At 68.0% G+C, this 26,074-nt stretch carries 28 protein-coding genes and 1 tRNA gene; 21 read left to right on the top strand and 8 right to left on the bottom strand.

The annotated features are described in order from the left end of the window. Positions 1 to 6: 6 nt before the first annotated feature. The 3 genes from EPL04_RS13710 to EPL04_RS13700 all read right to left on the bottom strand — a co-directional run bounded on the left by EPL04_RS13710 (position 7) and on the right by EPL04_RS13700 (position 3,364). Complete coding sequence (locus EPL04_RS13710; RefSeq protein WP_134671759.1) at positions 7 to 228, bottom strand: hypothetical protein; 222 nt, start codon at positions 226 to 228, stop codon at positions 7 to 9. After that, positions 225 to 2,219: a TRAP transporter permease gene (locus tag EPL04_RS13705; protein WP_134671758.1), complete on the bottom strand. Its 1,995-nt coding sequence runs from the start codon at positions 2,217 to 2,219 to the stop codon at positions 225 to 227. Before EPL04_RS13705 ends, EPL04_RS13710 begins: the two co-directional genes overlap by 4 nt. A 68-nt stretch (positions 2,220 to 2,287) precedes the next feature. Next, entirely contained in the window at positions 2,288 to 3,364 is a 1,077-nt protein-coding gene (locus tag EPL04_RS13700; protein ID WP_134671757.1) for a TAXI family TRAP transporter solute-binding subunit, read from the bottom strand. A 226-nt stretch (positions 3,365 to 3,590) separates the two neighbouring features. Between EPL04_RS13700 and EPL04_RS18830 the strand changes: the two genes are divergently transcribed. Both EPL04_RS18830 and EPL04_RS13695 read left to right on the top strand, forming a co-directional pair. Further along, complete coding sequence (locus EPL04_RS18830) at positions 3,591 to 3,755, top strand: hypothetical protein (protein WP_167599478.1); 165 nt, start codon at positions 3,591 to 3,593, stop codon at positions 3,753 to 3,755. Beyond that, positions 3,752 to 4,969 carry a mandelate racemase/muconate lactonizing enzyme family protein gene (locus EPL04_RS13695; RefSeq protein WP_134671756.1) on the top strand — a complete coding sequence of 406 codons (1,218 nt, stop codon included), beginning with the start codon at positions 3,752 to 3,754 and terminating at the stop codon, positions 4,967 to 4,969. The genes EPL04_RS18830 and EPL04_RS13695 overlap by 4 nt, the downstream gene beginning before the upstream one ends. Positions 4,970 to 4,993: 24 nt before the next feature. On the opposite strand, the gene EPL04_RS13690 is transcribed toward EPL04_RS13695, so the two are convergent. Both EPL04_RS13690 and lhgO read right to left on the bottom strand, forming a co-directional pair. Next, the gene (locus tag EPL04_RS13690) at positions 4,994 to 6,040 is read right to left on the bottom strand and encodes a mannonate dehydratase (protein WP_245154574.1); all 1,047 of its coding nucleotides are present in this window, start codon (positions 6,038 to 6,040) and stop codon (positions 4,994 to 4,996) included. A 76-nt stretch (positions 6,041 to 6,116) separates the two neighbouring features. Beyond that, complete coding sequence (lhgO, locus tag EPL04_RS13685) at positions 6,117 to 7,319, bottom strand: L-2-hydroxyglutarate oxidase (RefSeq protein WP_134671755.1); 1,203 nt, start codon at positions 7,317 to 7,319, stop codon at positions 6,117 to 6,119. 107 nt (positions 7,320 to 7,426) lie between these two features. Here lhgO and EPL04_RS13680 point away from each other — a divergent pair, with 107 nt between their 5' ends. Genes EPL04_RS13680 through EPL04_RS13665 form a run of 4 tightly spaced genes read left to right on the top strand, consistent with a single transcriptional unit; the run spans position 7,427 to position 10,719 of the window. Then, the gene (locus EPL04_RS13680; RefSeq protein WP_134671754.1) at positions 7,427 to 8,218 is read left to right on the top strand and encodes an SDR family oxidoreductase; all 792 of its coding nucleotides are present in this window, start codon (positions 7,427 to 7,429) and stop codon (positions 8,216 to 8,218) included. 46 nt (positions 8,219 to 8,264) lie between these two features. Next, positions 8,265 to 8,612, top strand: coding sequence for a cupin domain-containing protein (locus EPL04_RS13675; protein WP_134671753.1), 348 nt, complete (start codon positions 8,265 to 8,267; stop codon positions 8,610 to 8,612). Then, on the top strand, positions 8,613 to 9,434 hold the full coding sequence (locus EPL04_RS13670; RefSeq protein ID WP_134671752.1) for a fumarylacetoacetate hydrolase family protein: 822 nt from the start codon (positions 8,613 to 8,615) through the stop codon (positions 9,432 to 9,434). Positions 9,435 to 9,492: 58 nt separating this feature from the next. Next, positions 9,493 to 10,719: a CaiB/BaiF CoA transferase family protein gene (locus EPL04_RS13665; protein WP_134671751.1), complete on the top strand. Its 1,227-nt coding sequence runs from the start codon at positions 9,493 to 9,495 to the stop codon at positions 10,717 to 10,719. A gap of 24 nt (positions 10,720 to 10,743) precedes the next feature. On the opposite strand, the gene EPL04_RS13660 is transcribed toward EPL04_RS13665, so the two are convergent. Continuing rightward, positions 10,744 to 11,709, bottom strand: a complete 966-nt coding sequence (locus EPL04_RS13660) for a transcription initiation factor IIB (protein ID WP_134671750.1) — start codon at positions 11,707 to 11,709, stop codon at positions 10,744 to 10,746. Positions 11,710 to 11,870: 161 nt separating this feature from the next. Here EPL04_RS13660 and EPL04_RS13655 point away from each other — a divergent pair, with 161 nt between their 5' ends. From EPL04_RS13655 to EPL04_RS13645, 3 genes are read left to right on the top strand one after another with little or no spacing between them, the layout of a single operon-like run. Beyond that, complete coding sequence (locus tag EPL04_RS13655; protein ID WP_134671749.1) at positions 11,871 to 13,100, top strand: MFS transporter; 1,230 nt, start codon at positions 11,871 to 11,873, stop codon at positions 13,098 to 13,100. 24 nt (positions 13,101 to 13,124) lie between these two features. Then, on the top strand, positions 13,125 to 13,658 hold the full coding sequence (locus EPL04_RS13650) for an HIT family protein (RefSeq protein WP_134671748.1): 534 nt from the start codon (positions 13,125 to 13,127) through the stop codon (positions 13,656 to 13,658). Between the two features lie 48 nt (positions 13,659 to 13,706). After that, a complete protein-coding gene (locus EPL04_RS13645; protein WP_134671747.1) occupies positions 13,707 to 14,627 on the top strand; it encodes a cation diffusion facilitator family transporter in 921 nt (306 codons plus the stop codon). 24 nt (positions 14,628 to 14,651) lie between these two features. On the opposite strand, the gene EPL04_RS13640 is transcribed toward EPL04_RS13645, so the two are convergent. Next, the gene (locus EPL04_RS13640; protein WP_134671746.1) at positions 14,652 to 15,902 is read right to left on the bottom strand and encodes a tRNA (N(6)-L-threonylcarbamoyladenosine(37)-C(2))-methylthiotransferase; all 1,251 of its coding nucleotides are present in this window, start codon (positions 15,900 to 15,902) and stop codon (positions 14,652 to 14,654) included. Between the two features lie 185 nt (positions 15,903 to 16,087). On the opposite strand from EPL04_RS13640, the gene EPL04_RS13635 reads away from it, so the two are divergent. Further along, positions 16,088 to 17,098 carry a sodium:calcium antiporter gene (locus EPL04_RS13635; RefSeq protein ID WP_134671745.1) on the top strand — a complete coding sequence of 337 codons (1,011 nt, stop codon included), beginning with the start codon at positions 16,088 to 16,090 and terminating at the stop codon, positions 17,096 to 17,098. Positions 17,099 to 17,111: 13 nt separating this feature from the next. On the opposite strand, the gene deoC is transcribed toward EPL04_RS13635, so the two are convergent. Continuing rightward, on the bottom strand, positions 17,112 to 17,753 hold the full coding sequence (gene deoC, locus EPL04_RS13630; protein WP_134671744.1) for a deoxyribose-phosphate aldolase: 642 nt from the start codon (positions 17,751 to 17,753) through the stop codon (positions 17,112 to 17,114). Positions 17,754 to 17,853: 100 nt separating this feature from the next. Between deoC and EPL04_RS13625 the strand changes: the two genes are divergently transcribed. The 11 genes from EPL04_RS13625 to EPL04_RS13575 all read left to right on the top strand — a co-directional run bounded on the left by EPL04_RS13625 (position 17,854) and on the right by EPL04_RS13575 (position 26,059). Further along, on the top strand, positions 17,854 to 18,498 hold the full coding sequence (locus EPL04_RS13625; protein ID WP_134671743.1) for an adenylate kinase: 645 nt from the start codon (positions 17,854 to 17,856) through the stop codon (positions 18,496 to 18,498). Between the two features lie 153 nt (positions 18,499 to 18,651). Next, the gene (locus tag EPL04_RS13620; RefSeq protein ID WP_134671742.1) at positions 18,652 to 19,563 is read left to right on the top strand and encodes a DUF106 domain-containing protein; all 912 of its coding nucleotides are present in this window, start codon (positions 18,652 to 18,654) and stop codon (positions 19,561 to 19,563) included. 68 nt (positions 19,564 to 19,631) lie between these two features. Then, positions 19,632 to 20,207, top strand: coding sequence for a (d)CMP kinase (gene cmk / locus EPL04_RS13615; protein ID WP_134671741.1), 576 nt, complete (start codon positions 19,632 to 19,634; stop codon positions 20,205 to 20,207). 4 nt (positions 20,208 to 20,211) lie between these two features. Next, positions 20,212 to 21,081: an RNA-guided pseudouridylation complex pseudouridine synthase subunit Cbf5 gene (locus tag EPL04_RS13610; protein ID WP_134671740.1), complete on the top strand. Its 870-nt coding sequence runs from the start codon at positions 20,212 to 20,214 to the stop codon at positions 21,079 to 21,081. 50 nt (positions 21,082 to 21,131) lie between these two features. Next, positions 21,132 to 22,232: a succinylglutamate desuccinylase/aspartoacylase family protein gene (locus EPL04_RS13605; RefSeq protein WP_134671739.1), complete on the top strand. Its 1,101-nt coding sequence runs from the start codon at positions 21,132 to 21,134 to the stop codon at positions 22,230 to 22,232. A gap of 45 nt (positions 22,233 to 22,277) precedes the next feature. Continuing rightward, positions 22,278 to 22,348: transfer RNA gene (locus tag EPL04_RS13600), tRNA-Pro, on the top strand. Between the two features lie 107 nt (positions 22,349 to 22,455). Further along, on the top strand, positions 22,456 to 22,716 hold the full coding sequence (locus EPL04_RS13595; RefSeq protein WP_134671738.1) for a hypothetical protein: 261 nt from the start codon (positions 22,456 to 22,458) through the stop codon (positions 22,714 to 22,716). Then, positions 22,713 to 23,681, top strand: a complete 969-nt coding sequence (locus EPL04_RS13590; RefSeq protein WP_134671737.1) for a DUF4326 domain-containing protein — start codon at positions 22,713 to 22,715, stop codon at positions 23,679 to 23,681. Before EPL04_RS13595 ends, EPL04_RS13590 begins: the two co-directional genes overlap by 4 nt. Then, positions 23,674 to 23,949 carry a hypothetical protein gene (locus EPL04_RS13585; protein WP_134671736.1) on the top strand — a complete coding sequence of 92 codons (276 nt, stop codon included), beginning with the start codon at positions 23,674 to 23,676 and terminating at the stop codon, positions 23,947 to 23,949. The genes EPL04_RS13590 and EPL04_RS13585 overlap by 8 nt, the downstream gene beginning before the upstream one ends. After that, entirely contained in the window at positions 23,946 to 24,173 is a 228-nt protein-coding gene (locus EPL04_RS13580; protein WP_134671735.1) for a hypothetical protein, read from the top strand. The genes EPL04_RS13585 and EPL04_RS13580 overlap by 4 nt, the downstream gene beginning before the upstream one ends. Continuing rightward, the gene (locus EPL04_RS13575; protein WP_134671734.1) at positions 24,170 to 26,059 is read left to right on the top strand and encodes a DUF7845 domain-containing protein; all 1,890 of its coding nucleotides are present in this window, start codon (positions 24,170 to 24,172) and stop codon (positions 26,057 to 26,059) included. The genes EPL04_RS13580 and EPL04_RS13575 overlap by 4 nt, the downstream gene beginning before the upstream one ends. The last annotated feature ends 15 nt before the right edge of the window (positions 26,060 to 26,074 follow it).

The following is a 26,074-nucleotide window of genomic DNA, read 5'->3' as shown; positions in this document are numbered from 1 at the left end:
CGTCGCTCAGAGATACAGCGTCGCCCAGTAGAGGTAGCCGGCGGTCAGCACCACCGCGACGATGGCTTCGAGCGCTTTCGTGTACGTCTCGCCGTGGGTGTCGCGGAACGCCTGGAAGCGCTCGACGTACCGCCACGCCGGCTCCAGCGGCTCGGGAACGATTTCCCCGAGGCCGCCGACGTTTTCGGTGTCGACGCTGTCCTCGGGGGCTTCGTCGGTGGCGCTCATCGGCTCCCCTCCGTGGCGGACGCCATTTCGATGTCGCGCCCGACGTACTTCTCGCCGACGAAGACGCCGAGGAACGCGAGCGAGCCCGCGAGTTTCACCAGCTGACCCGGATACACCATCACGAACACGCCGAGCGCTGTCAGGACGCTTCTGGCGGCGATGAGCCGTCCGAGCGACAGCCCGAACGGGTAGTTCAGCCCGTAGATCATCATGATCGCGCCCATGAGGACGAGCCCGCCAGCGACGAGGGTCGGCACCCCGAGCGACATCGAGACGATCTCGGGGTTGTAGACGAACGCGACCGGGAGGACGAAAAGCGGCGCCGCGATCTTGATCGCCGCCCCACAGACCCGCCAGAAGTTCGCCTCCGCGATGCCGGCGGTCACCACCGCCGCGGTCGCGACCGGCGGCGTGATCCCCGCGAGGATCGCGGCGTAGAACACGGTATAGTGGGCGGTGATCCGGGGAACGGCGAAGTTGTTCACGAGCGTGGGAGCGATCAGGATCGAGACGATGACGTAAGCGGCGACGGTGGGCATCCCGACGCCCATCAGGATCGAGACCGCCATCGCGAGCAACACCGCGAACAGCAACACCCCGCCCGAGAGGTCGATCATCATCAGCGCGATCTTGTTCGGGACGCCGGTCACGCTCAGGATGTCGATCACGCCGTTGACCGCCACCAGGATGATCGCGATGGGCGCGAGGATGATCGCGCCCCGCCGGAAGCCAAAGACAGTGTTTCGGAGCTGGGTGACCAACTCGTCGACCGGCGAGGTGTCGGAGCCGTCGACGAGCCGCTGGACGACCGGCATGATGACCCCGCAGGCGACCATCGCGATGATGGTCCACATCGCGGAGGTCATCACGGTGTACTGGACGACCCCGAGGAGGAAGATGAGCACCCCGAACGGGATCCCGAACCGGACCGCCTCGAACGCCTTCTGGGTGTTCGTCAGCGCGTCGTCGAAGAACTCCGCGAACTCCATCTCCTGGCTGCTCGTGTCGCTGATCGCGATGTAGTGGACCGCGATGCTGATGCAGGCGACCAGGATCGCCGCCGGGACGAGCCCGGCGGTGACGATGTTGAGATACTCCGTCTGGAGGGTCGCCGCCATCACGAACGCGGAGGCGCCCATGACCGGCGGGAGGACCTGCCCGGACGTCGAGGCGACCGCCTCGATGGCGGCCGCGCGGTGGTTGGCCATTCCGCTGTCTTTCATCGTCGGGATGGTGAACGAACCGGTCATCGCGGCGTTGGCGGTGTACGAGCCGTTGATCGAGCCGATGACCGCCGACGCCAGCACCGCGGTCTGGGCCACGCCGGACTCGATGTACTTCGCCGACTGGATGGCGACCCGGAGGATGAGGTCGAACGCGCCGTAGGCGAACAGCAGGCCGGCGTACAGCAAGAACGGGGCGATCCACGCGGCGGTGAGCTGGGTCAGGCTCCCGTAGAAGCCGTAGAGGTCCGTGACAAGCGTCTGGAGGAGCGTCAGCTCGGTCATGCCGCCGTGGCCGAGGATGCCCTCGATGTGGTTGCCGTACATCCCGTAGACGATCATGCCCCCGACGAGTCCGAGAAACAGGTTTCCGAACTCCCGCCAGGTGAGATACAGCAACGAGAGGATGATGAGCCGCGCGAGCATGTACTCGTGGTCGAGCGCGTACCCCTGCTGCATGACGTAGACAGTCTGGAAGTTCAGCGCGAAGTACACCGACGCCGTGATGAGGACAACCGAAGAGGGTATCAGCACCGCGGCGTCGATCCAGTCGCCCGCGTCGAACGCCTGTCGCGCCTGATCGATGGCGTACACCGTCATGATTGCGCCGACGAAGATCACGCCGTACTTGACCCGCGACATCTCCTGAGTGGCCGACCAGTAGAGGACGATCAGCCAGAACACGACGGCGCTCAGCGTGACCGTCGCGTTGAGTCCCTTGCTGAGCGTGGCCGCGAGCGAACTCCGCTGTTGGGTTTCTGTGCTCATGTGTATTCGTAATCTGGGTGTGTCTGCCGGTATTCGAAAGGAAGTGTCCCGTGAGACGGGACCGTGCGTTACTCGCCGCCGACCTGCAGGCTATCGTCCCAGGCGTCGTTGTCCTTGTAGTACTGGGCGGCGCCGGGGTGGACCGGGATATTCTCGCGGGCCGAGCCGAGCAGGTCACCCGTCGATTCGACGTCAAGGAACTGCTCTTCGCCCTCGTTGACGACGTCGTTGTGTTCGTCGACGACCCGACAGAGCTCGTAGACCGCGTCGTTGCTGGCCTCGCGGGCGAACGTGTAGTTGACCTCGAGGTCCCAGGTGAACAGCTCGTCGGTGCCGATGTCCTGCTGGAGGCTCCAGTCGTCGACCGGGATCCGGGAGGTCCCCGCACCGGCGTACGACTCGGCGGACTCGACGAGCGCGTCGGTCGGCTCGACGTAGTGGACGTCGAGGCGCGCGTCGTACTCGGTCACCCACCCGGTGTAGCCAGCGCCGGGCGTGCCGTACGCGATGGCGGCGTCGATCTGCCCCTCCTCCATCGCGCCGGGGGCGTCGCTGACCCCCATGTTCTTGATGTTCATCTGGTCGTGGACGTCCGCGGTCGGCTCCTGAGACCAGACGTCGAGAGTGGTCGCCCGGGTCGAGTAGCCGGGCTCGGCGGGGTAGACGTTCTTGCCCGCCAGATCGTCGAACGTCTCGATGCCGGTGCCGTCCCGCGCGACGATGTAGATGCTGTACGGGAACGCGAAAAAGCCGTAGTCGGGAATCTCGTCGACGCCCTGCTCCGAGAAGCTCCCCCGGTCGTCGAGGGCCTTCGACAGCGAGTTGTTGTCGGTGATGCCCGCGTTGAACTGGTCTTGCTCCATCCGGCGGATCGTGCCGATGTAGCCCGGGCTCTCGACGGTCGAGTAGTCGAGCGAATCGCTCTCCTGGCTGACCGCACGCTCGACCGCGAGGCCAACGTCTTTGGTTCCGCCCGCGGAGGTACCGACCCGCAGCGTCATGTCGCTGCCTCCGCCGTCTCCGCCGTCTCCGCTGTCTTCGCCGCCGTCATCGCCTCCGCCGCTGGTGCAGCCGGCGAGGCCGATCGCGCCCGCAGTAGCCGTGCCTGACAGGAATCGACGCCGCTTCATGCTATTTTTTGCCATCGTTGTTCATGAACCCCATCGGTGATATATGAATCTATCTATTGACATCTATTCACTAAAGGTCGTATAGGTAAATAATCCGAATTCATAACCGCTAAAATATACGGAATCGAGGTCAGCGCGGTTTTCCCGCGCGATCGGAACGCATCGGCGTTCGTGCCGGGTTTGTACGGGTGATTATTGCCGGTACACGCGGCGATTTCACACACCGTAGCACGCACCCGGTATGGAACGAACCGAGGCGGAGTCCGCCCCGATCCGGATTCCGGCGGGGCCGCGGATGTCGATCGCGAACAGGACGCTCGGTGAGCGCGCGATCGCCGTCGTCCGGACCGACGAAGGCCACGGCGGTGCGCTCGACGCAGACGGGCACGGGGAGCGCGAGAGATGAGAGACTATTCGGGCCAGACCGCGAACCGCCGGGGGGATCGAGATGTCGAGATCACCGACATCCGGACCTGCGTGGTGGAGGGTAACTTCGAGTGGAACCTGATCGAAGTCGAGACCGACGCCGGCGTCACGGGGATCGGCGAGGCGTATCGGGGCGGCGGGATCCCCGAACTCGTCGAGTACACGAAACGGTTCCTGATCGGCGAGAACCCCCTCGACGTCGAGCGTATCTTCCGGCTGATCGTCCAGGAGATGTCGGGCCACGGCGGCACCACCGGAAAGGTGGTGACCGCCGCGTCGGGCATCGAGATCGCGCTCTGGGACGCCGCCGGGAAGCTCCTGGACCTGCCGGTGTACCAGCTTCTGGGCTCGAAATACCGCGACGAGGTCCGGATCTACTGTGACTGCCACGCGGGCGAGGCCTACGAGGTCGAAGACGGTGCGACCGCCTACGCAGACGCCGACGCGTACTCGCCCGAAGCGTACGCCGCCGAGGCCCGCCGCGTGGTCGACATGGGGTTCACCGCGGTCAAGTTCGACCTCGACCTGCCGGGGGACAACGACCCCGACCCGTTCAACGGCCGCCTCACTAACGAGGCCATCGCGCACAAGCGCGACATCGTCGCGGCGGTCCGCGAGGAGATCGGCTACGACGTCGACCTGGCGTTCGACTGCCACTGGGACTACTCGGTCGAGAGCGCCAAGCGCCTCGCCTACGAGCTCGAGGAGTTCGACCTGATGTGGCTCGAAGACCTGATCCCGCCCGAGAACATGGCCGCCCAGAAGGAGGTCACGGGCGCGACGCGGACGCCGGTCGCGACCGGCGAGAACCGGTTCCGGGTCCACGAACTCACGGACCTGATAACCGACCACGGCGTCGACATCGCCACGCCCGACCCGACGACCGTCGGCGGACTCGCCGAGACGATGCGGGTCGCCGACCGCGCCGAGGAACACTACGTTCCCGTCTCGCCCCACAACGTCTGTAGCCCCGTCGGGACGATGGCCTGCGTCCATCTCGGAGCGGCGATCCCTAACTTCGACCTACTCGAGTACCACGCCCTGGACGTCGAGTGGTGGGACGACCTGACGACCCGCGACGACCCGCTGATCCAGGACGGGTACATCGAGGTGCCCGAGGCGCCCGGGATCGGGATCGAACTCGACGAGTCGGTCGCCGAAGACCGCCGTCTCGACGGCACGTCCGGGTTCTGAGGCCGGAGCGACGCCCTTCTCGCCTTACTCCAGCGACTTGGTCATTCCCTTGAGGTAGCCGACGGTGTACGATCGGCCGAGCGTGCTCCCGAACTCCCAGTCGGTCTCGCCCTCCATCAGCGGAACGTGGTCGGGGGTCATCACCCCGTCGAACCCGACCTCCTCGAGCGCCCGCACCACCTCGTACTCGTCGAAGTTGCCGGCCTCGTCGTCGACGAACGTCTCGTGGAACGCCGGGACCGTCCCGACAACGTCCCGGAAGTGGACGTAGACGATGTCGTCGCCGAACGCTCGGATCACGTCGGGGAGGTCCTCGCCCATCTCCGACCAGCAACCGAGACAGAGCTTCAGCCCGTGGTTGTCGCTCGGACGGACCGAGAGCGCGCGCTCGAAGTTCTCCCGGTTGCGAAAGAGCAGCGGGATCCCGAACAGCTCCTCGACCGGCGGGTCGCTCGGGTGGACGCCGAGGGTGACGCCGGCCGCCTCGGCGATCGGGACGACCGCGTGGAGAAACTCCTCGTAGCGCTCCCACAGCTCGGCCTCGGTCACGTCGCGGTGGACTTCCTCGCGCGCGACCGAATCGACGTCCGCGATGTCGAACGCCGAGGCGGTCGCGTCGCCCCGGACCGGGTGATCGCGGGTCGTCCGAACCGCGCCGTCGGGCGGATGGCCGCTGTATCCGAGGACGCGGATGCCCGCCGCCCCCATGTTGCGGATCGTCTCAGCGATCGCGTCGACCTTCTCGCGGCGGGCCGCGTCGTCGTCGGTCAACAGGATCTCGTAGAGGGGGATCGGGAGCTTCTCGACGCCGTACAGCCGGAGTCCGGCGTCGTTCGCCCGATCGTGGAGCGCTCGGAGTTCGGGTTCGGACCACGCGGTCCCGAGCGGGAGCGCCGAGTCGAACCCCTCGTGTCGGTGGGGCGTCAACAGCACGTCTTCGACGCCGAGCTGGGCGGCGAACCGCAGGAAGCCGTCGGTTGCAGGCTTGTAGGTCCCGATCGCGACCCGCATCTCCGCGGGGTCGGCCTGTACGTCTTCGGTGTCGTCGTCCCGGCTGGTCGACGGTGCCATTAGGTGGTACCCACCTCGGACGCGAATATAGTTCCTCGTATCGCGGTCGGTGTGAGAGCCCGCGCCGGCGACCGCCTTACCGCTTCTCGGCGATGCGCTCGGCGATGTGGTCGCCGAACGGGAGCGAGGAGGTGAGCCCGGGCGAGACCGCGTTCAGGATGTGGACCGCGTCGTCGGTCTCGATGAACAGCGGGTCTTTCACGAGTTCGCCGTCCTCGCTCACCAGTTGGGCCCGGATGCCGGCGTAGCTCTGGTGGAGGTCGGCCTCCCGAACTTCGGGCACGAGCCGCTGGGAGGCCTCGACGAACTTCTCCTTGCGGTAGGACTTGTTGAGTTCCTCCCACGCCACCCCGACCATCGTCGGCGAAGCGAGTAGCTTCCAGAACCCCTCGTAGGTCAGCGTCTCCCTGAGGTCCCCGAGGTCGAACTGGGTGTTCTCGTAGGCCTCGCGGCCGAACGCAAGCACCGCGTTCGGGCCGACGATGACCTTCCCGTCGGCCCGCCGCGTGTAGTGGACCCCGAGGAACGGCAGTTCGGGATCTGGCGTCGGGTAGATCATCGACTGACAGAGGTCGGCTTTCTCGGGGGTGACCTCGTAGTACTCCCCGCGGAACGGCACGACCTGGTACTGCTCGCCGACGCCCACCTGGTGGGCCAGCGTGTCGGCGTGGAGCCCCGCGGCGTTCACGAGGTACTCGGCGTCGACGACGCTGTTGCTCGTCGCGAGCCGGTAGCCCGATTCCCGGTCGTAGATCCGCGAGACCTCGTGGCCCAGATACAGCGAGACCCCGGCGTCCTGCACCTCGCGCGCGAGCGTGTAGACGTACTGCTGGGAGTCGACCGACGCCGCCTCGGGGGCGTACAGGGCGGCCTGCCCCTCGGCGTGGGGCTCGCGTTCGCGGAGTTCGGCCCGCGAATCGAGTAGCTCGTACTCGACGCCGTTTTCCTCGGCCTGCTCGGCCAGCTCGTCGAGTCGGGCCTCCTCGCGGTCGTCGGTCGCGACCACCACCACTCCGAGCTCCTCGCAGGGGACGCCGTTCTCGTCGCAGTAGGCTTTCATCCGCCGGGTGCCCTCGGTCGCGAACCGGGCCTTTTCGGAGCCGGGCGGGTAGTTGAACCCCGGGTGGAGCACCCCGGAGTTACGGCCGCTCTGGTGCTCGGCGAGGCGGTGTTCTTTCTCGATGACGGCGACGTCGAAGTCGGTGCGCTCGGCGAGGTGCTTCGCGACCGACAGCCCGACGCAACCGCCGCCGACGATGGCGACGTCGTGGTCTGTCATCGTGTTCGTGTACCGAATGCTTCCGCCCCCGCTTTGATGTACCGCTTCCCGGCGGTATTCGTGTGGGTTCTCAACGACTAAGTTACGCGAGTGTGTCATCGGGTGGTATGGACTTCGAGATAGCAGGCAACGCGGCGCTCGTAACGGCCTCGAGTAGCGGCCTCGGCAAGGCGTCGGCGAAGGCGCTCGCCCGAGAAGGCGCGAACGTCGTCGTGAACGGTCGCTCCCAAGAGTCCCTCGACGAGGCGGTCGAGGAGATCGAAGACGTCGCGGCCGGCGAGGTCGTCGGCGTTCAGGCCGACCTCACCGACGCCGACGACATCGAACGGCTCGTCCAGACGACCGTCGAGGAGTTCGGCGGACTCGACCACCTCGTGACCTCCGCCGGCGGCCCGCCGTCGGGCCCGTTCCTCGAGACGACCGACGAAGACTGGTACGAGGCGTTCGACCTGCTGGTGATGAGCGTGGTCCGGACCGTCCGGGAGGCCGCCGACCACCTCGAAGCCGACGGCGGGGGCACCGTCGTCAACATCACCTCCCGGAGCGTCAAGGAGGCGATCCCGTCGCTCGTGCTCTCGAACTCCGTCCGGATGAGCGTGATCGGCTTGGAGAAGACCCTCTCGACGGAGCTCGCCCCGGAGGTCCGGGCGAACGCGGTCCTGCCCGGCCCCCACGAGACAAGCCGCATCACCGACCTCATCGATCAGGCGGTCGAGCGCGGCGAGTACGACTCCTACGAAGAGGGGTTAGAGGCCCGGGGCGAGTCGAACCCGCTCGGCCGGATCGGCGACCCGATGGAGCTGGGCGACACCGTCGCGTTCCTCTGTTCGCCCCGGTCGGAGTACATCAACGGCACCGCCATCCCGATCGACGGCGGGTCGGGCAACTCGAACCTGTAGTTCCGCTACCGTCACCTTCTTTTCGACGTATCGCGACCCAGAGCGCATGGAGCCAGTCAGTTTCGACGAGGCCGAAACGTACGAACCCGACGAGGGGTGGGCCCGCGCCGCGCTCGCGGGGAGCGACGCGTTCAGCTTCGAGTGGTTCGAGAAGCCGCCGGGCCACTCCTCGCCGATGCACGACCACGAGAACGAGCAGGTGTGTCTCGTCCTGGAGGGCGAACTCACCGTCCACACCGAGGACGACTCGGTGACGATGGGCGAGTACGACTCGGTGTTGCTCGAATCGTGGGAGTCCCACCGCGTCGAGAACACGGGCGAGGAGCGCGCAGTCGGACTCGACGTGTTCGCGCCGGGCCGGGGCTTCGACTTCTGGACCGACCGGGAGGAGTAGATGCGGTATCTCGCGCGCACCGCCGACGGGGCGCCGCTGATCGGCGACGAGGAGGGGTTCGTCCCGCTCGGGGCCGCCGACCCCGACCTGTCGACGATCGAGGAGGCGCTCGGCCGGGCGCCCGACGGACTCCCGGACCCCGCGGCGGCGCCCGCCGAGCGAGTCCCCGAGGAGGAACTCGCCTTCGGGCTCCCGCTCGATCGACCCGGGAAGCTCTGGGGGATCGGGCTGAACTACGCCGACCACGCCGAGGATCTGGACGAGGTCCGGCCCGAGGAGCCCGCGAGCTTCCTCAAACCCCCCTCGACCGCGACCGGGCCCGGCGGCCCGATCCGGCTTCCCGACGCCGACGTGACCGATCGGGTCACCGCCGAGGCCGAACTCGGGGTCGTGGTCGGCCGGCGGTGTTCGAGCGTCGCCGAGGACGAGTTCGCCGACGTGGTCGCGGGGTTCGTCCCGATCATCGACATGACCGCCGAGGACATCCTCGAACGCAATCCGCGCTTTTTGACCCGGGCGAAGAGCTTCGACACGTTCCTCGTGGCGGGCCCGTACGTCGCTGTCCCGGACTCGCCCGAGGCGTTCATGGAGAAGGTGCGAGTCCGGACGGTCGTAAACGACGAGACGGTCTCCGAGAACACCCTCGACGGGATGCTGTTCGAGCCCCCCGAACTGCTCAGCTACCTCTCGGAGTCGACGACGTTCGCGCCCGGCGACGTGATCAGCACCGGCACGCCCGGCGCGGGCGTCATCGAAGACGGCGACGAAGCGCGCGCGGCGGTCGAACCGATCGGCGACCTCTCTGCGGACGTGGTGCGGTAGCGGCGTTCGGGCGGGCCGCTACCCGTACTTTCTTCTCGGACTCACGCCAAGCACGAGTATGACCGGCGAAGCCCGGAATCCGAGTGACGACGCTGGACCGCTCGACGGCGTGACAGTCCTCGACGCCTCGCGCGTCCTCGTGGGACCGTTCTGCACGATGCAACTCGGTGACCTCGGCGCCGACGTGATCAAGGTCGAGCGCCCCGAGACCGGCGACCAGACTCGCCACTGGCATCCGCCCCGATACGGCGACGCCGAGGAGTCGGCCTACTACATGAGCGTCAACCGGAACAAGCGCTCGATCACCCTCAACCTCCAGTCGGAAGCGGGTCGGGAGGTGTTTCGCGACCTCGCCTCGGAGGCCGACGTGCTGGTCGAGAACTTCCGGGTCGGCGCGATGGAAGACTGGGACCTCGGCTACGAGGACCTCCGGGAGGACAACCCCGGACTCGTCTACTGCGGGCTCTCGGGGTACGGCGAGTGGGGCCCGGACGCCGATCGACCGGCCTACGACATCATCATGCAGGCCGAGGGCGGGATGATGAGCATCACGGGCGAGGACGGCGGCGCGCCCGTCCGGGTCGGGGTCGCCATCGCCGACATCGGCGCGGGGATGTACGCGACCCAGGCGATCCTAGCCGCGCTCCTCGAACGCGAACTCGGCGACGGCACCGGCCAGAAACTCGACGTGAGCCTGCTCGACGGGCAGGTCGCGTGGATGAGCTACATGGCGTCGAACTACTTCGCGACCGGCGAGTCGCCGGGCCGGATGGGCTCGAAGCATCCGACCATCGCGCCCTATCAGGCGTTCGAGACCGCCGACGGCTACGTGGTCGTCGCCTGCGCCAGCGAGCACATCTGGCCGCGGCTCTGCGAGGCGCTCGATCGGCCCGACCTCGCGGCCGACCCGCGGTTCGAGTCGAACGCCGACCGGGTCGAGAACCGCGAGGAACTCGACGCCGTCCTCGACGCGGCGTTCGCGGAGATGACGACCGACGAGGCCCTCGACCTGCTGGCCGACCACGACGTGCCCGCAAGCGACGTGAAAGACATGGCGGCGGTGTTCGACAACCCGCAGGTCGAGGCCCGCGGGATGCACCGGTCGGTCGACCACCCGACCGCCGGCGAGGTCGAGATGGCCGGGAGCCCGATGCACTTCTCGCGGACCCCCACGAGCGTCCGCCAGCACCCGCCGCGGCTGGGCGAACACACCGACGACGTTCTCCGCGAATACGGCTACACCGACGAGGACATCGAACGGCTCAGAGAAGAGTCGGGCGTGTAGAACGCAGAACGGGTCCGGCGTCGATCAGCTCGTCAGGCCCATCGCTTCGATCTGTTCCTGATACCGATTGCGGATGGTGACCTCGGTCACCTGCGCGACGTCGGCGACCTCCCGCTGGGTCTTTTTCTCGTTGCACAAAAGCGAGGCGGCGTAGATGGCGGCGGCGGCGTAGCCGGTCGGGGACTTGCCAGAGAGCAAGCCCTGCTCGGCCGAGGTCTCGATGATCTCGTTGGCCTTGGCCTGTACCTCCTCGGGCAGATCGAGCTCCGAGCAAAACCGCGGGACGTACTTCGTCGGGTCGACGGGTTTCATCTCGAGGCCGAGTTCCTGGGAGATGTATCGATACGTGCGGCCGATCTCCTTGCGTTCGACCCGCGAGACGCCCGCGACCTCCTCCAGCGAGCGCGGGATACCCTCCTTCCGACAGGCGGCGTAGAGCGTGGCGGTGGCGACCCCTTCGATCGAGCGCCCCCGGATCAGGTCCTCGTTGAGCGCGCGCCGGTAGATCACCGACGCGACCTCCCGTACCGATCGGGGGACACCGAGCGCGGAGGCCATCCGGTCGGACTCCGAGAGCGCGAACTGGAGGTTGCGCTCGCCGGCGTCTTTGGTGCGGATCCGGTTTTGCCACTTTCGGAGCCGGTTCATCTGACTGCGCTTTTCGGAGGAGAGCGACTGGCCGTAGGCGTCTTTGTCCTTCCAGTCGATGGTGGTCGTCAGCCCCTTGTCGTGCATCGTGTTGGTGGTCGGGGCGCCGACCCGGGACTTCTCCTGGCGCTCGGAGTGGTTGAACGCCCGCCACTCGGGTCCCCGGTCGATGTTCTCGTCTTCGAGGACCAGCCCGCAGTCCTCGCAGACGACCTCGCTCCCGTCGGCGCTTTTCACCAGCTGTGCGGACTCACACTCGGGGCACTCCTGGCGCTGACCGGTCTCCTGTTGGTTTTCCTGCTCCTGCTCGCCTCGATCTTGACGCCGCCTCGTTCTCTCCACACATTGACTTAGATGGGCAAGTAGGTATAACGCTTATGCGGACTCGGTCGGTCGCGACCCGTCGAGTCCGGGCCGGGCGGCCCGCGCGAGCCCCCGCCGGGGCCGATCGCCATGCCGCTACCGTCGGACATAACCGTCCAGCGGGGCCATCTCCGACGACGATGGGCATCGCCGACCGACTCGGAGCAGTCCGCCGCCTCGGGACCGAACTGTGGGGCGGCGGGCGCGGCCCGATCCTCGTCGCGGTCGCCGGCGGGTGGTTCCTCTCGCTCGGCGTCCGGATGATCTACCCCGCCGTGTTGCCCCAACTGCGGGCCGCGTACGGACTCGACCTGACGGCCGCTGGCCTGCTCGTCACGGCGCTGTGGGTCGCTTACGCGCTCGGCCAACTCCCCGGCGGGCTACTCGACGACCGGTTCGGCGGCGGGCGCGTGCTGGTCGCGAGCACCGCCGTCTCGGCGGTCGCGCTCGCGGTCGTGGTCACGGCGGGGTCAGTCGGCGTGCTGTTCGGCGCGACGCTCCTGTTCGGGTTCGCGACCGCGCTGTACGGCGTCGCGCGGTTCACCATCCTCTCGGACAACTACCCAGAGCGGGGCGGCACCGCGATCGGGCTGACGATGGCCGCCGGCGATCTCGGGAGTTCGGTGCTCCCGCCGCTGGCGGGCGCGCTCGTGGTCGCGGTCGCGTGGCAACTCGGGTTCGGGTTCGCGATCCCGCTGTTCGCGCTCGCGGCCGTCGGCATCGGGATCGTCGTGCCGAGCGCCCGCCGCGACGCCGAGACCGACGCGTCGGAAGCCGGCGTCGGCGAGGCGTTCCGAGCGGTCGCAGGCGTGATGACCGACCGGTCGGTCCTGCTCGTGACCGCGGTCCAACTGCTCGGCTACTGCGTCTGGCAGGGGTTCACCGGGTTCTATCCGACCTACCTCGTCGAGGTCAAGGGGCTGGCCCAGACGACCGCGACGGCGCTGTTCGGGGGCTTTTTCGGGCTCGGCATCCTCGTCAAGCCGATGGCGGGGTCGGCCTACGACGCCTATGGCCTCCGGCGGTCGCTCCCGCTGGTGTTGCTCGTGATCACCGCGTCGATGGCGCTGGTGCCGGTCGTCGAGGGGCTGGCGGCGATCGCCGCGGTCACCGCGCTGGCCAGCAGCGTGCTCGGCTACGCGACCATCACCCTCACCTACCTCACGGGCGCGTTCCCCGACGAGGTCCGGGGGACCGGCCTCGGGGTGTTGCGGACCGGCTACATGCTGGTCGGCGCGGCGAGTCCGACGGTCGTGGGCGCGCTCGCCGACCGGGGCTACTTCGACGAGTCGTTCTTCCTGCTGGCGGGCGTGGGGGCGGTCGCCGCACTGCTCGCGATCCGGGTCCCCGACCGAACCGCCGACACCTAAGTTCTCCGGAGCCCTGGCCCGCACATGGACCAGATTTTCGCCCCGTGGCGCATCGAGTGGGTCGAACGCGACGACAAGAACCCCGACGTCGACTGCGTGTTCTGTGCGTTCCCCGACCGCGACGACGACCGCGAGCACCTCGTGGTCGCCCGGAGCGACCGGTCGTTCGTCATGCTCAACAACTACCCCTACAACCCCGGCCACGTCATGGTGATCCCGCGGGTCCACACGGGCGATTACGCTGATCTCCCCGAGGACGTGCTGGTCGATCACGCCCGGCTCAAACAGCGCACCTTCGACGCCGTCGAGGCCGCGCTCGGGGCCGACGGCTTCAACGCCGGGCTCAACCTCGGGACGGGCGCGGGCGGCTCGATCGACGACCACCTCCACACCCACGTCGTCCCGCGGTGGGAGGGCGACACCAACTTCATGCCGGTGCTCTCGGACACGAAGGTGCTCGTGGAGGCGCTCGAGGACACCTACGATCGACTCCGCGCGGCGTTCGCCGAGCAGGAGGGTGTCAGCGTGCCGGCGGAGGGCGCCGTCCGGATCGAGTGAGCGTCGAGAGCGATACACCCTTCTTTCCGGCGGTCCAACCCCCGCCCGATGAACCGGAAGGCGGCGGTCCGCCGGGTCGGGGCGCTCGTGCTCGCGGTCAACGTCCTGTTGGTCGCCGCCAAGGGCGCCGTCTGGTGGGCGACCGGTAGTCTCGCGGTGGGCTCGGAGGCCGTCAACAGCCTCGCGGACGTGGCCTACAGCGCGGTCGTCGTGGCGGGCCTGTACCTGACGACCCGACCGCCCGACTTCAGCCACCCCCACGGCCACGAGCGCATCGAACCGTTCGTCTCGCTGTTCGTCGCCGTCGGGGTGTTCGCCGCGGGCGGCGCGGTGCTCTGGAGCGCGGCGACCAGCGTCCTGTCGGGCGAGATCGCGGCCTCGACCGGCCCGATCGCGCTCGGGGTCCTCGGCGGGACCGCCGCGATCAAGTACGGCCTCTATCGGTACTGTCTCCGGGTGGCCGAGCGCCGGCGCTCGCCCGCGATCCGAGCCACCGCGCTTGACAACCGCATCGACGTGCTGACCGCGACCGCGGCGCTGATCGGGGTCGCGGGCGCGAACGCCGGCTACCCGGTGTTGGACCCGATAGCGGCGAGCGCGGTCGCGCTCGGCATCCTCTACACGGGCTACGAGATCGTCGAGGACAACGTCGACTACCTCGTGGGGAGCGCGCCCCCCGAGGACCTCCGGTCCGAGATCGTCCGGCGAGCGCTCGCTCACCCCGACGTCGAGGGCGCCCACGACGTCATCGCCCACTACGTCGGCCCGGAGATCGACGTGAGCCTCCACATCGAAGTCGAGGGCGACCGCACGCTTCGGGAGACCCACGCGATCGAGACCGAGATCGTGGAGGCGATCCGGGACCTCGAGGAGGTCGACGACGTGTTCGTCCACGTCGACCCGAAGGAACTCGGCGAGTGGAAAGAAGACGACGAGGTCGGTCGGCTCGTCGGCGGCAGTTCCCGGTGAGCACGGTCCGGTCCGACTGCCCGGCTACACCGGCTCGCCGAACGCGTACACCGTGCTGTGGCCCGTGATCTCCACGTCGACGAAGTCGCCGGGCTCGATCCCGTGCTCGGAGGCGTTCTGGACGATCACCTGCCGGTAGGCTTCGTCGTAGCACTTGACCGAGTCGGCGGTGCCGTCCTCGACCGCCAGCACCTCGTGGGTCTGGCCGACCATCGCGTCGTAGGCGTCGGCCACCACGTCCATCTTGGCGTCGGTCATCTCCTTCGAGCGCTCCTTTTTGAGAGTCCCGCCCAGACCTTTCAGCTCTGCGGCGTCGGTCCCCGGCCGCTTCGAGAACCGCGTGACGTTGATCTTCTCGGGGCGGGTCTCTCGGAGGAGCGCCAAGCTCTGGGCGTGGTCTTCGGGCTCCTCGGTCGGGAACCCGACGATGAAGTCGGTCGAGAGCGTCCAGTACTCCAGAACGTCGTCGAAGGTCTCGACCAGTTCGACGTACTCGGACACCTGATGCTGGCGGCGCATCTCACCGAGCACGTCGTCGCTCCCCGACTGGACCGGCGCGTGGATGAAGTTGTAGAGCTTCTCGTTTTCGGCGAACACCGCCGCGAGCTCCTCGCGGATGCCGTGGACGCCCTTCGGGTTGGCCATCCCGACCCGCACGCGGAACTCGCCGTCGATGTCACAGATGCGCTCTAAGAGCTCGGGGAGCTTGCGCTCGCCGTCGTCCCAGCCGTAGACGCCGGTGTCTTGGCCGGTGATCCGGATCTCCTTCGCGCCGGCGTGGACCAGCGCGCGGGCCTTCTCGACGTTCGCTTCGACCGGCGGGGAGTCGATCTTGCCGGTCGCGCGCTTGGTGATGCAGTACGAGCAGTCGGACATGCAACCGCGCGCGATGGGGAGGATGCCGATGACCCCGTCGAGGACGGGCTCGGCGTCGGGGGTCGTGGTCGGACACTCGCCGTTGGTGACCGCGGTCGGCACCTCGTCCCAGTGGAGCACCTCGGCGTCGACGCCGGCCCGCCGGAACTCCTCGCCCTGCGCCAGCGCCATACAGCCGGTCACGATGAGGTCGGCGGTCTCGCCTTCGAGCTCTTCGGCCCGCCGAAGCATGTTGCGTTCGGTTTTCTCGACCACGGTGCAGGTGTTGAGGATCGCCACGTCGGCCTCCTCGGGGCCCTCGACCGGGTGGTGACCCGCGTCCCGGAGCCGCCGCTCTATCTCGCGGCTCTCGCCGCGGTTCGAGGTGCAACCGTAGGTCTCGATGTGATACCGGGCCATTCGCTGTCGCTGTCTTTCGGCTACGCGGCCAAAAGACCGACGAATCACCACGACCGTTTGCTCGCTCCGGTCGCTCGCGCCACGACTGTCGGTGTCCCGTCTGGACGGCGTCGTGGGGCGCGGGACGGCCGCCGATGCTCCGGCCATCGTAACGACCAATACGCGCAGGCGAGCAACGTCGGGGCATGTGGCTGACTCTCGGGTACGTCGGGCTCGCGGTCGTCGCGACCGGCGTCGTCTGGGCCGGTAGCTCACGGCTGGAGCGGGCCGCCGACCGGCTGGCGGCCTACTACGGCGCGCCGGCGATCATTCAGGGCGCGATCATCGCGGCGGTCGGGTCGAGCTTCCCCGAACTGTCGAGCGTGGTGCTGGCGGCGGTTCTGCACGGCGAGTTCGAACTCGGCGTCGGGGCCATCGTCGGGTCCGCCATCTTCAACATCCTCGTGATCCCGGGCCTCTCGACGCTGGCGGGGCAGGGAAAGCTCCAGTCGAACCGGAGCCTCGTCTACAAGGAGGCCCAGTTCTACATGCTCTCGGTCGCGGTCCTGCTGTTGACGTTCTCGTTCGGGGTCATCTACTACCCCGCGGCCGACGGGCGACTCGCCGGCCGGGTGACCCGACCGCTGGCGCTGCTTCCCCTTGCGCTCTACGGGCTGTACGTGTTCATCCAGTATCAGGACGTGCGCGACCTGCGCGAGACGCGCGTGACCGACGGCGTGGACGCGCTCGGGCTGTGGGGCCTGCTGGCGGTCAGCCTCCTCGCCATCCTGGTCGGCGTCGAGGGGCTGGTCCGGGCCGCGCTCGGGCTCGGTGCGACGCTCGGGACGCCGAGTTTCATCTGGGGGCTGACCGTCATCGCGGCGGGCACCAGCCTGCCCGACGCGTTCGTCAGCGTGCAGGCCGCCCGGAAGGACAGCGACGTGACCAGCATCGCCAACGTGCTCGGGAGCAACGTCTTCGACCTGCTGGTGGCGGTTCCGGTCGGTGTCCTGCTGGTCGGCTCGACGGTGATCGACTTCGGGTTCGCGGCGCCGATGATGGGCGCGCTCACGATGGCGACCATCCTGCTGTTCGGGCTCATGCGCACCGACCTCGAACTCACCGACCGCGAGGCCTACGTCCTGCTCGGGGCGTACGCCGCGTTCGTCGGGTGGCTCGTGCTGGAGTCGATCGGCGTGACCAGTCTGGTGCTGTGAGCCCGCGCCGACCTCAGTAGTTCTGCCGGAAGTCCTCGACGATTTCGACCCCCGAGCTCGCGCCGATGCGCTCGGCGCCGGCGTCGAACATCGCCGCCGCGGTCTCGTAGTCGCCGACGCCGCCGCTCGCCTTGACCGGGAGGTACTCGCTCATCAGTTCCACGTCCGGGACCTCGGCGCCGCCGTCGGCGAACCCCGTCGAGGTCTTGACGAACGCGGCGTCGGCCTCGGCGGCCGCCTCGCAGGCGGCGCGCTTCTCGTCGTCGGTCAACAGCGCGGTCTCGATGATGACCTTCACCGGGACCGGGACCGCCGCGACCACCTCCTCGACGTCGGCCCGGACCGCCTCGCGGTCGCCGGCCTTCAGCCGGCCGACGTTGAGCACCATATCGAGTTCGTCGGCGCCGTCCTCGTAGGCGACGGCGGCCTCCTCGCGCTTGGCGGCGGTGGCGTGCTGGCCGTGGGGAAAGCCGATCACGGTCGCGAGGGTCACGTCCGGTGCGTACTCGGCGGCCTCGGCGACGTAGCACGGCGGGATGCAGGCATTCATCCCGTAGTCGGCGGCCTCGTCGAGAACGGCGCACACGTCGTCGAAGGTCGTCTCCGGGCCGAGGACGGTGTGGTCGATACGCGCGGCGAGTTCGGCGTCGTTCATACGCGAACGGAGGCGGCGTGCGGACAAAAATGGGGCGGCATCCGGCGCGTCCCCGACCGCTTTCTTTAAGCCTTTAAGCGTGGCCGCCGGACTCGGAGGTATGGAGCCACACATTCTGATACTCGGCGCGCCCGGCGCGGGCAAGGGAACCCAGAGCGACCGCATCGTCTCGGAGTTCGGCGTCGACCACGTCACCACCGGCGACGCGCTCCGCGGGAACAAGGAGATGGACATCAGCCACCTCGGGCTGGAGTACGACACGCCCGGCGAGTACATGGACAAGGGCGAACTCGTCCCCGACGCGGTGGTCAACGAGATCGTCGAGACCGCGCTCGAGGAGGCCGACGGCTACGTCCTCGACGGCTACCCGCGCAACCTCGAACAGGCCCAGACGCTCTCGGAGATGACCGACCTCGACGTCGTGCTCTACCTCGACGTCGACGAGGACGTGCTCGTCGACCGGCTGACCGGCCGACGGGTCTGCGAGGAGTGTGGCGCGACCTACCACGTCGAGTTCAGCCCGCCCGAGCAAGCAGGCGTCTGCGACGAGTGTGGCGGCGACCTCTACCAGCGCGAGGACGACACCGAGGAGACCGCCCGCGAGCGCATCCGCGTCTACGAGGAGAACACCGCGCCGGTCGTCGAGTTCTACGACGAGGAGGGCCAGCTCGTCCGGGTCGACGGCGAGGGGAGCCCCGACGAAGTGTGGGCGGACGTGAGCGACGCCGTCGAGACCAACGCCTGAGCCGGCGCTCGTTTCGCCGACCCGACGCTCGGATCGCGCCTTAAACGCCGCGAACCGGCCCGGCGGGTCGGCCTGCGCTCGGACGGGATCGTAACCGACCCGCGAGCGCACGAGAGCGAAAGTTGATTAACGGAGGATACCAAACCCGGAGTAATGGCACGGACCGCGGACAAAGTAGAGTCGCTCGTCGCCGAGGATTCGGCGATGGCCGACGTCCTGGCGGTCGTCTACGACCGCACGGACGCCGGCGACGAGCCCATCGAGTGGGCGGACGTCAACGACGCGCTCACGAGCGGTCAGTGGGGCCGACTCATCGAGAAAGACGTACTCACCAGTGACGGCGACGAGTTCCGACTCGCGGACCCCGACGCCGTCGAGGCCGCGCTCGAAGACGACCCGACCACCTCGGTCTCGACCGACGACGACACCGACGTCGACATCGACGACGACGAATCGTCGTGGACGATGTGGGACAAGATGGCCGCGCTCGGCTCCGTCGGGCTGTTCCTCGGCTACTCGCAGACGCCGATCCGGAACGCCATCGGGAGTACGGTCAACATCCTCGTCGGCCCGCTGGAGTCGGTGTTGCCGTTCTACGTCGTCGTGATGGTGCTGGCGCTCGTGACCGGACTGTACTCGACGCTGCTGCAGGCGAACCTCATGAACATGGACAAGATGAGCGCCTACCAGCAGCGGATGAAAGACATCCAAGAGAAGCGCAAGGCCGCCAAAGAGCGGGGCGACGACGAGGCGATGGAGCGCATCCGCGAAGAGCAGATGGACGCGATGGGCGACCAGCTCGGCATGTTCAAAGAGCAGTTTCGCCCGATGGTCTGGACGATGTTCCTCACCATCCCCGTCTTCCTCTGGATCTACTGGATGGTCCGGGACGGCCACATCCCCGACGCCGAGTGGAACATCGTCGTACCGCTCGCGGGAGACGTCGGCTGGCAGGACGGCGTCGCCGGTCCCATGCGGATGTGGATCGTCTGGTACTTCCTCTGCTCGATGGGGTTCACCCAGCTGATCCGGAAGTCGCTGAACATCCAGACGACGCCGACCTGACCCGCGAACCGCCCGACGCCCCCGCCGGAGTTCAAAACCTCTTTTGCCTCCGGGCACCGAGACCGGATATGTTGATAACGGTCTCCGGACCGCCCGGTAGCGGAAAGAGCACGACCGCCTCTAACCTCGCCGCCGCGCTCGATCTCGAACACATCAGCGGCGGCGACATCTTCCGGAAGCTCGCCGACGAGCGCGGCTACACGCCCCTCGAGTTCAACAAGCTCGCCGAGGAGGACGACCAGATCGACCGCGATCTGGATCGGCGCCTGCGCTCGATCGCGGTCGACCGCGACGACGTGGTGCTCGAATCCCGGCTCGCGGGGTGGCTCGCCGGCGACCACGCCGACTTTCGGGTCTGGCTCGACGCGCCCCTCGACGTGCGGGCCGAGCGAGTCGCCGACCGCGAGGACAAGCCGGTCGAGGAGGCCCGCGAGGAGAGCGCCGCCCGCCAGTCCAGCGAGGCCGATCGGTATCGGGAGTACTACGGCATCGACATCACCGACCTCACCATCTACGATCTCGCGGTCAACACCGCCCGCTGGGACGCCGATTCGGTGCTCGATATGCTCGTGACCGCGGTCGGCGACTACGACCCCGCGACCGACGAGGGCACGTACCCCGTCGAAGCCGACTACGAGTTCTAACGCCATGCTCCGCGGACCCCCGAACGAACGGACGCCGGCCGAACTGCTCGACTTCGGAGTCGTGAACCTCGACAAGCCGCCGGGACCCTCCGCCCATCAGGTCGCGGGGTGGATCCGGGACGCCGCGGACGTCGAGCAGGCCGCCCACGCCGGGACGCTCGACCCGAAGGTGACGGGATGTCTCCCGACGCTGACGGGGGCCGCGACCCGCCTCTCGCAGGTGTTTCTGGAGGGCCAAAAGGAGTACGTCGCGGTGCTGGAACTCCACGACGATCCGCCCGCGGACCTCGAGGCGATCGTCGCGGAGTTCGAGAGCCCCCTCTACCAGAAGCCGCCCCGAAAGAGCGCGGTCGTCCGGAAGCTACGGATCCGGGAGGTGTCGGCACTCGACGTGCTGGAGGTCCGCGACCGGCAGGCCCTGCTCCGAATCCGATGTGAGAGCGGCACTTACATCCGGAAGTTATGTCACGATATCGGGCTCGCACTCGGGACCGGGGCCCATATGGGCGACCTCCGCCGGACCGCGACCGACCCGTTCGACGACCGGACGCTCGCGACGATGGAGGCGTTCGTCGACGCGCTCGCGCGGTGGCGCGAGGACGGCGAGGACGACTGGCTCCGGGAGGTCGTCCGACCGGCCGAGCGCGCGCTCGAACACCTCCCGGCGGTGACCGTCGCGCCGAGCGCGGCCGCGGAGATCGCCCACGGCGCGCAGGTGTACGCCCCGGGCGTGATCGACAGCGACGACGCCGACGAGGGGGAGTTGGTCGCCTGTTACACGCCCGACGGCGCCGCGGTGTGTCTCGGGACGATGGCCGGCGACCCGGACGCCGACGCGGGCGTCGCCGTGACGTTAGAGCGCGTGTTGGTGTAGGGGATCGCCGCCACACCCACCTTTTTGTCGCCGCCGGGACTCTCGCCGGTATGCAACTCGGCACCGCCGTGGCCGCGCCCGGCGAACTCGCGACCGGCTGGCTCGACGTCACCGACCTCCCGACCGGCACGCCCGAACGCCTCCCCGTTCTCGTCGCCGAGGGCGAGCCCGACGGCCCCGAACTCTGGGTGACGGCCGCGATCCACGGCAACGAGGTCACCGGGCTCGCGGTCGCACAGGACCTGTTGACCGACGACCTCCCCGGCGAGATCCGGGGGACGGTGGTCTGTCTGCCGACCCTCAACCCCGCGGGCCTGCGTCGCACCACACGGACGTCGTACTACGACGACGAGGACCCGAACCGCTACTTCCCGGACCCCGACGCCGAGCGGTCCCGGCCGCCGAGCGTCCAGCAACTCATCGACGAGCGCATCTACGAGGCGTTCGCCGACTCGGCGGACGCGCTCGTCGACCTCCACACCGCCCACGTCGGATCGATGCCGTTCCTGATCCGGGACCGGGTACTCTACGGCGAGAGCGAGACGCGATCCGACTCGGACCGGTCGCGGGACTACCGAACCGAAGCCGAGGCCCGCGAGCTCGCGGGCGAGCTCGAATCGCTGATCGAGGCGTTCGGTATGCCGATCGTGAACGAGTACGCCGCCGAGGAGTACACCGAGCAGAGCCTCCAGCGCTCGACCGCGGGCGCGGCGCTCAACAACGCCGGCATCCCGGCGTTCACCGCGGAGCTCGGCGGCCACGAGGTCGTCGACGAGTCGGTCCGCGAGGCCGCGGTCACGGGCGTCCGAAACGTGATGTGCGAACTCGGCGTGCTCCCCGGCGACCCCGACCCCGACGCCGTGGGCCCGGACGCGCCGGTCGAGTACCCGGTCAAGCGGGCGGTCCATCCCCACACCGACACGCCGGGCATCGCGCGCCACCGGGCGACCGCCGGTGACGCGGTCGAGGCCGGCGACGTGATCGCCGAGATCCTCACGCCCCACGGCGAGCACAAGGCGACGGTCGAGACCGACCATGACGGCTACGTGCTCGGGCGGATGCACGGGGTCGCGGCCTACGAGAACGACGCGCTGGCGAGCATGGCGGTCCGGGACGACGGCGATCTGGTGGTCCCGCGGTCCGAGGAGTGAAACGAAGCGCTTAACTCGGGGACGGCCCTTGGATGGAATGCAGGCGGGACCGTAGGGTAGTGGTATCCTCTGCGCATGGGGTGCGTTGGACCTGAGTTCGAATCTCAGCGGTCCCATCAGAAATTTTACAGGCTCTCACTAATCGAGAGCTAAGCGTACTTAGCCGCCTGTTTTCGGCGCCTACCACCCCCCGAAACCACGGCGTTTCTGGGAGGTGGTCGGCGTGATCGAGTACCGCCACTACGAGAGCGGGAAAACCACCGTCGTCACCACAGAGTGCGCACTCTGCGGGACCCCGATTCGCGACCAGCAGGGAATACAGGATCACCTTCCGAGCTGTCCGGCCCGAGAGATCTACGCCGAACGCGGCGCGCTCCGCGACGGCGGCCCCGACCCCGAGCGAGTCCGAGCCGCGATCGCGTTCCACGAGGCCGACGAGACGCCGACACTCGCCGCTGACGGCGGCCCGGAGGTGAGCCGATGAGCCTCGAGGACTTCGGCGTCCAGTCGTGGGCCTCCCTTCGGGAGATCGAGCGCAACGACGACGGCGAAGTCATCTGCCCCGTCTCCGAGGTTCCCATCTCGTTCAGCCGCGGCGAGATCCAGGTCCCGGTCGCTCGACTTGCCGACGAGGACCTCCGCGACGCTCTCGAAGACGCCGGCATAGAGTACGTCCGCTCGCAGGGCTACGAGAGCCCGAGCGAGGACCTGCTCATACCCGAGCAGGTCGGCGGCCCGGACGCCCACGGCTACAGCTCTCGGATGGTCGGCGTCCGCGCCCAGCTGACCGACGGTTCGGCGTGGATTCCCGTCCGCCAAGACGATCTCGAGGCCGCCGACCGCGCCCACGAACTCGCCCGCGATCCCACCGCTTCCGCTGACGGCGGGAGCGTCGCGACGGCGGTCGCCGGTCCGGGCGGCGTCCTGGAGGACGAGATCACTCCCGACGTGGCGACGCTCGCGGACCGACTCGACGAGGACCCGGATTCGGGGGTGTTCGACCGCCCTGACACGGTGGCCGAGTACGACCTCCCTGAGACGTACGACGACGGTTATCCGCGGTTCACGTACGTCGGTCACGCTCAGAAAGACGACGTCGACGTGTACGCCGGCCGCCACGGCGACGACGGGAGCCAGAACCTCGTCACGGTCGACGAACCCGGCGAAGCGGGCTGGCTCGGAAACCCGTACTCCGCGGACGACTTCGGACGGAAACAGTCGGTCGCGATGTTCATGAACTTGCTGTTCCTGGCGCTCGAGCAGCGTCCTGAGTTCGTGGAGGCCGTGTACGATCTCCGCGGGTCCGTCCTCGGCTGTTGGTGCCACCGCTTGGAGGAGACTGGCGACGACCATCTGGTCTGTCACGCCGACGTGATCGCTCGGGTCGCCGACCGCGTGCTGAAGTGTCGGCCGAACGGCGCCGAGTCGGGAGGTGAGTCCGATGTCTGAAACCGCCCGCCTCCGCGTCAGCAAGCACGTCCGAGGGGAGCGCTGGGCGCAGCGCTCCGCGGACCCGGTGATGAACCCCGTCGATGCGTGGGCGGACGCGACCGAGATCTTCGGTCACGGGCTCGACGGCGACGAGGTTCGGTACCACGAGCACTCCGAGACGGTTCTGGTCCGGAAGGACGACACGCTCGTGACGGTGATCGATGCGACGACCGCGAAGCGATCGGTTCGTCACGCGATCCACCACTTCGGAGGTGGTTCGGCGTGAGGTACCGTCACCTCGTCGCTCGCGAAGGATGGCAGGCTGAAGAGCGTCGTCGCGTCGAAGAAGGCCTCGCAGAGGCCCGGCGCTGGCAGGCCATCGAGCCGCACAAAGCCGACTTTTGGACCACGTTCTGGAACGGGATAGTCGAGGTCGATTACCCGAGATGGAAGTGGACTGAGAAGCCCCAGACTGGCCTCAGTGATTTTAACGGGGGCGAGAAGGCGTGAGTCTGGACGCCCCGAGTCCCGCGGAGCCGCCGACGGACCCGGACAACGGCCTGCTCCGCCTCGAGGGCATCGAGACGACCACCGAGGTGCTTCCGAAGCCGACCCGACACGGCGGGAACCTCCATCTCGTCCTGAACGACGTATACCGCGACGAAAGCGAGATCCCCCATGACTACGGCGAGAGCCGTGTTCGGGATGGCTCGCTCTACCAGTACGCTCGCGCTCGGTGGTACGAGGGCCAGGACCGCGACGAGATCGTGACCGTGAAGGACAGCCGGGGACGGGAGCGCGAGTACATCGTCCTTCTGGACGAGTACGAACTCGCTGACGGCGAGACGGTCGCGGTCTCCCTGAACAGCTCCCGGTGCCAGTTCGGTCGCGAGACTTCGAGTGGAGCCTTCCGGCAGTGGTTCAAGTACAACCTGACGCTCCAACCCGTCGGCGAGGATGGCGAGATCCAGTGGTTCCACACGCCGACGACGAGTCTGAACGTCACGCTCCGGCCCCAGTACGCCTCGCTGTTGAAGAAGTCCCAGGACGGCATCTCGGAGAACTGGACGCCGCCGTACGGCGACGGCACCGAGATCACCGTCCAGACGACGTGGGCCGAGGACAGCGCCGAGATCCAGGACCGCATGGAGACGCTCCTGTACGACGCCCTCGGGTACGATGTCGACGAACTGGACGTGAACCAAGAGAGCCGAACGTTCTGGAAGAGCGAGGTCCACCACCGTATCACGGAGGACATCGCCGACGAGGTCGTCCACGTTATGCGTCAGTCCAGCGAACTGCTCGCGCGCCACGAGGCCGACCTCGAGGAGACGACCGTCCACTCGGACGGCAGGTGGCAGATCGTGAAGCTCCGGACCGACGGCTGGGAGCAGCTCGGCTTCCCGATTCTCCACGGCCAGGACATCCAGATCAAGCTGTACCTCCCGGATGCGCCGGCCGAGTACCTCGAATTCCCGTACGACCAGCCGAAAGTAGAGGTCTCGTTAGAGGGCCGCCCGAAGGGCGGGGAGGCGTACAGCGCCGAGCGCTGGGAGCAGATCACCCACGTTCTCGAGCAGATTCTCTGTAGTCACCTGAAGTGGGCCGACGTCGGGACCGAGCACATCCTCCAGGACGAGAAGAGCCTCGGTCCGGCCGCCGAACTCCTCCAGTGGCAGCATCCCGAGGGCCGCCGTGCATGGCTTCGCGATCACTACGAGAGCCTCCGGCCTCAGCTGTACGCCGAGGCGCGGAAGGCCCAGACCACGTCGGTGTACGACATCCTCCACTCGATCAAGCGCCGGGGCGTCGCGACCTACGACGAGATCGCGAAAGACGTCGGGCTCGTGAAACGGACCGTCCGCGGCCACGTCAAACGGCTCTGCGGAACGGGTAGCGAGCCGGGAATACTGAAAACGATCAACGACGCCTGCGTGTTCGTGACCTTCTCGGCGACCTGGTGGGAAGCGGACGCTCACGAGGCGCTCGCTGAAGTGTACCCGGACGATACGGCCGAGGATCGGCGTCAGCGCGCGCAGGAGAACCGCGAGAATCGGTTCCTGGAGCGGACGCTCGAGGGCGACAGCGCCGAGACCGAGGTCGACGGTCGCGACCCGGTCGGGAGCGACGATGTCGACGAGCTCCTGGAGGCGATCGCCGAAGTCGGTCTGGGTGAGCCGGACGATCGCGACGATCCGGACGACCGTGATGACGGCGCCGATCAGGACGCGGACGACGAAGACACCGCTGTTGACGCTCGCGACGAGCCGATCTGGCGGGAGTTCCGCGAGATCCCGCTGTCCGGAGAGCAACTCGGGACCGCGCTCGAGGTCGACGCGATCGCCGACGAGCATGTGAAAGTCCGTGCCGATCCGTACCCGACGTTGAGCGACTAACCGCCCCTTCGGGGC

It is taken from the genome of Halorussus marinus (assembly GCF_004521895.1).
Classification (GTDB): Archaea; Halobacteriota; Halobacteria; order Halobacteriales; family Haladaptataceae; genus Halorussus; species Halorussus marinus.
Note: the sequence above shows the minus strand (reverse complement) of the source record. Positions and strands in the feature narration are given on the sequence as shown.